Source organism: Roseivivax marinus (genome assembly GCF_900109705.1).
GTDB classification, from domain to species: Bacteria; Pseudomonadota; Alphaproteobacteria; order Rhodobacterales; family Rhodobacteraceae; genus Roseivivax; species Roseivivax marinus.
In genome coordinates this window covers 1-4,885 of sequence record NZ_FOAI01000028.1, presented here as the reverse complement: position 1 = coordinate 4,885, position 4,885 = coordinate 1, and the positions used below count along the sequence as shown (strand labels likewise).

Genomic DNA, 4,885 nt, shown 5'->3' with positions numbered 1-4,885 from the left:
AAAAACACGCCCAATTGGCGCGGGATGGAGCAGTCCGGTAGCTCGTCAGGCTCATAACCTGAAGGTCGTAGGTTCAAATCCTACTCCCGCAACCATTGAATACGACACCCCGCCCGTAAAACGGCGGGGTTCGTCGTTTGCGCCACCCGCCAATCCCAGAATGGCCCCCAGCTCTCCATAGAGTTCAATGACATGGCCGTGGTCCGCGGAGGCATCGGGAATCATTCGCACTTCCGACAACAGGCTGCGCAGCACCTCGGTCGCCTCAGGCCGGACGAGGTTGTCGTTCAAGGATGCGGTGAGGTCGGAGACCTTCTGGCGATAGACCTGCGCCAGGGACGGGTGCAGATGAACAGGCGCCACGCACTCTGCGAGGCTGGAAAGCCTGGACGTCAGGTCCGTCTTGCGCGCTTCCAGTGCGTCCATCTTGTCCTTCATGGACGGGTGGAACATACCCTCGGAAATCGCATCGACGATCGAGGCGATCTTTTGGGTCACGGATTTGAGGTCGGCCTCGCAGGTGGCGCGCTCCGAGACTTCCGTGGATCGAAGCCGGTTCCATTCCCGCTGATACTCCGCGATAAACGCTTCGATCATCTCGGGGTGCAGGAGCTTCTCCTTCAGTCCGTCCAGGATCCGCGTCTCGACGCGCTCGCGATGGATCAGCTTGCGATTGTCGCAGGTCCCCTTGTTGCGCGCGGCGGAGCAGCCGTATTTGGTTTTGTTCATCAGGGTATAGGAGGCGCCGCAACATCCGCACTTCAACATGCCGGAGAACAGGTATGTGGGGCGGCGCGCTGTGCCGAGGGCATTACCGCCCATCACTTTGCCGCCGGCCGTATCGCCCATCTTGGTGCGGATGGCGCTCTGCCGTCTCTTGACGGATTCCCAGAGGTCGTCGTCGATCAGGCGCAAATCCTCGACCTGCTCGACAATCCATGCGGCAGGCGGGTTCGGACGCGCTTGGCGCTTTCCTGTCGCGGGGTCCTTTACGAATCGCTGGCGGTTCCAGACGCGGCGACCGACGTAGAGCTCATTGTTGAGGATGCCCGTGCCGCGCTTCCAGTTGCCGGAAATCGTCGAGAACGACCATTGTCCCGATCCCTTGCCAGATCGCGGTGACGGGATGCCTGCCGTGTTCAGTTCGACCGCAATCTCACGAGCACTCTTGCCGAGGCTGTAGCTCTCGAAAATTCGCTGCACCACGGCCTTTTCGCTATCATCGATGGCCAGTTCTCCCGTGGTCCACGTTCCGTCAGGCAGGGGCTGGCGGTCGATCCGGTAGCCGTAGCTTCGTCCGCCTGCGGACTTGCCGTCATGAACGCGTCCTTCGAGGCCGCGATGTGTTTTGGCTGCCAGCTGCTTGAGAAACAGGGCGTTCATCGTTCCGCCGAGGCCGATGTGCATCTCGTTGATCAGGCCTTCGGCCTTGGTCACGATCTCTGCACCAAGAAAAGTCATGCGCTTGTGGAGCCCGGCGATGTGCTCCTGGTCACGGGACAAACGGTCGAGGGCTTCTGCGACCAGCACGTCGAACCCACCGGACGTTGCCATCTGCTGCATCTGCTGCAAGCCCGGCCGCAGATGCGACGCCCCGCTCATGGCCTCGTCGGTGAAAACCTCGACAACTGTCCAGTCATTGGCTTCACACACACGGCGACAGAGCCGCACCTGATCGGTGATCGAGGATGCAGACTGCATGTCCGACGAATAGCGGGCATAGATCACGGCGCGCCTGGACATCGTTCAGGTCTCCTTTGCCAAAGCCTCCCGGGCGGAAGCGCGCGCGAGAATGCGAACAATACACAAAAGGTGTTCGTTCGGGTGATTGATCCGCCGCCCGTCCGTAGAGCGGGGCGGCTTCAGCAGCGATACCGTCATGCTTGGTCCTCTTCTTCTTTTGTCTGAAGAGGAGCTATGCGCCGAATTCTGATCCGTCCGCGCCCGGCAGGCGAGTTTATGTGGATAACCTCCGACTCATTTGCCCAGAAGCTCTCGTGTTCTGGAGGTGTAGCGGCCCCTGACGCAAACGTCAGCGTGGTTTGACGGTGGCGTCTGTGATCACCCTTAAAGTTGATCTCTGCAACGATCGCCACACTGATATTAGTGCTGGCGCTGACTCCTAATTCAACCTTGAAGTGAGGGTGATGGCTGGGTGGTGGTCTCGGAACAATGCCGTGATCTCATCCCGCTCAATCTCCCGCATCCGAACGAGCGTCGTTGCAAGGTTCTCGATCAGATCGCGGTTCTCGCGGACGACGCGCTCTGCGAACTCCGCCTCCTCGGCCAAGATCCGATCGAGGGCATCGCCGAGTTCGGTGCCGGGTAGCATGCGCCCGATGAGTGCCGGCGGCACGGAAAGAAGACTGCCACCGTCCAATCCCCAGCCGTGTCGCAAGTCGAATGCGATCCGTGTGGCTTGCGCGAGATCGTCAGCCGCGCCGCTCGATGGCCCGTCGAGCATTACGTGCTCGGCGGCACGACCGGCCAATAGAGCTGCGATTCGCATGCGCGCCGTCTCCGCCGTTGCGATCTTTCTTGGGGTATCGTGGACCTCGCCGCCCTCTGGCGTGATCCGGACGCGTGTGGGGATATCCCCGGTCAGCCGCCAGGAGACGACCACATGCCCGGCTTCGTGAATGGCGATGCGCCACAGATCCTCGTCGGAGCGTTCCGGCGCGATCTCGGCGATCGCCACGGCAAGATGGCGGTCCTCAAGCGGGCGGCCATCCTGCCGTGCGCGCGCCTTGGCGTCTCGGATCATCGCGGCGATGGTCGCGCCGGAGCAGCCAGACAGCTGGCGCGCGTGACCTGCGAGATCGAACCGATCCGGACCGTTGAGTGATCCGGATAGGATCCGGATGATCCCGGCCTGATCCGGCGGGCCGATCTCGTAATGCTGATCAAATCGCCCGGGACGCAGGATTGCGGGGTCGATCAGATGGCGATTGTTGGCGGCGCCGACAATGAGCACACCGGGCGCATCGTTGAGCCTCGAGAGATGCTCGAGCAGTCCGTTGACGACCCCGATATTGTAGCTCGAATTTTGGGTAAGATTGCTTCGGACCAAGAACGAATCCAACTCGTCGATGAGCAGCACGGCCGGGGCACGCGACATCGCCTCAGTGACCTTGTCCGAGAGCGCGCGCAAAAAATCACCTTGGTGGCCATGCCGCTGGCAGTCCGCGTAGCTCGTCGTGATCAGCGGGATCCGGGCCGATCCAGCCAGCGCGGAGGCCAGGAGCGTTTTGCCATTGCCGGGCGGGCCGCTGAGAAACAGCGATCCGGACACCTCCGACCAGCGGAGCGATCCGGATCGCCATGCGGAGATGTCCGCCAGCAGCCGCTCGAGTCTGCTGCGCAGGGGGGCGGGCAAAGCGATATCGTCCAGCGTCAGACCAGGCTGCACATTCGCGCGGGCGGCAATTCCGGAGAGGCGATCGGCGACGCGCAGCGTCGTGTCCGCAGCCATGGCATGGTCGAGGAGGGCCGGGTGCAGGCCCGCAAGCGCATTGTCGGCCGGCAGGCGCGCAAGAACGGCGTCCTCGGCAAGCTCCCCGGTGACGGAATGCGTGACGCGGAGCATCTCTACGATCATCTCGCGCGTCAGGGGAGGAAGGTGCCACGTCGCCTGGCTGACCAGACGGCCGATCTCGGGCATGTCGTCTGCGTGAGCCGCCAACGCCCAGACCGGGGCGCCCTTGGACACGGCCAGCTCCACGGCTTCGCCAAACTCCGCCGTCTTGCGCGCCTGATTGCGCTCGGATGCCTCGCCGCCATAGACGGGAGTCTCGGGCCAGCTCATCGAGATCCCCCAAGACGCCGAGGCTTTCCGGACTGCGTGCAACATCTCCTGCAGGGCGCGCCACCCAACTTCGCGGTCCCGGCGCTGCGGAATGACGAGGGTCGTCACGACGCCCGGAGCGCAGATCCCCTCGAAGGCCTCTTGCGTGGGCGTAAGGGCCAGCAGGCGCAGCGCCATGCTCATCTCTCGGAGTGGCGGCGTTGACATGCGGCGATGCGGGCGGCCGTGAAGATCCGTGGCAAAGGGGTCTTCTCCGGAGGCGATCCGCGATGCGATTTCCTCATCCGACATCGCGCTTGCCTCCGGCACACCGCGATAGGTCGCGTCGAGCGTTGCGGAGAGCGGCACCGAGTTCGGATCCGGGGTCGAGGGATTGTCGCGGAGACGCGTGCGTAGCGCGTCTTCGAGCACGAGGCTGCGTGCGACAAGGTCATTGAGGATCGTGCGCGCGAAGGCGCGCGCGAAAGAAGACAGGGATACGTCCCCTTGGGATTGAGACATTGGTCAGCCTCCGGATGCATGGGAGAAAACCCGGACAGCCGGCAACTGTCCGGGAAAGAGTGCAATGAGATCAGGGAGATGAGAGGGGGAGTCCCGCCTCGATGCGGTTCAGGAGGTGGCGAAGGATCGGCTCCGCGGCGAGACGGTAGATCTCGGTGCGGGTGTTAATCGCGTCGCCATAGGCCGATTTGGCCACGATCAACTCCGGATGATGGCGGCGCATGTAAGCATGTGCTGCCTTTTCCTGACGCACCGCATCATGGCCGGTCGGGACCGGGACCGTTCGGAGAATCCGGCACGGCGTCTCTCGGGCGATGCCGAGTTGTTGCCGCAATCGCCGTCTCGGATTGCTGCTGTAGCCCAGCTTCAGGACCGGCTCCGGATCAAGATTAATCTGGAACAGATAGAGTTGCGATGGCTTGGCGGTCCAGGTCTCACCGCACCCGGCACAATCGACGTCGCCCCATCGCATGTTGCCGTTGGAGACATCCTGCAGATGTCCGCAGCTATGACGATAGCTGCGATATCCGGTGCGTCCGGACGTAGCCGGCCCGATAAGGCGCCAGTCGTGGTCCCGCG

The 4,885-nt window shown here is 62.9% G+C and carries 2 protein-coding genes, 1 tRNA gene and 1 pseudogene; 1 reads left to right on the top strand and 3 read right to left on the bottom strand.

The annotated features are described in order from the left end of the window. Positions 1–18: 18 nt before the first annotated feature. A tRNA-Met gene (locus tag BMX29_RS18610) sits at positions 19–95 on the top strand. On the opposite strand, the gene BMX29_RS18605 is transcribed toward BMX29_RS18610, so the two are convergent. From BMX29_RS18605 to BMX29_RS19385, 3 genes and pseudogenes are all read right to left on the bottom strand, one after another. Further along, positions 52–1,701 (bottom strand): recombinase family protein, encoded by a 1,650-nt coding sequence (locus tag BMX29_RS18605; protein WP_244889285.1) that lies wholly within the window; start codon positions 1,699–1,701, stop codon positions 52–54. The two genes, BMX29_RS18610 and BMX29_RS18605, sit on opposite strands and share 44 nt — an antisense overlap. A 421-nt stretch (positions 1,702–2,122) precedes the next feature. Continuing rightward, positions 2,123–4,306, bottom strand: coding sequence for an AAA family ATPase (locus tag BMX29_RS18600; RefSeq protein ID WP_092815929.1), 2,184 nt, complete (start codon positions 4,304–4,306; stop codon positions 2,123–2,125). Between the two features lie 70 nt (positions 4,307–4,376). Further along, positions 4,377–4,885: pseudogene (locus BMX29_RS19385) on the bottom strand (hypothetical protein); the annotation flags it as partial.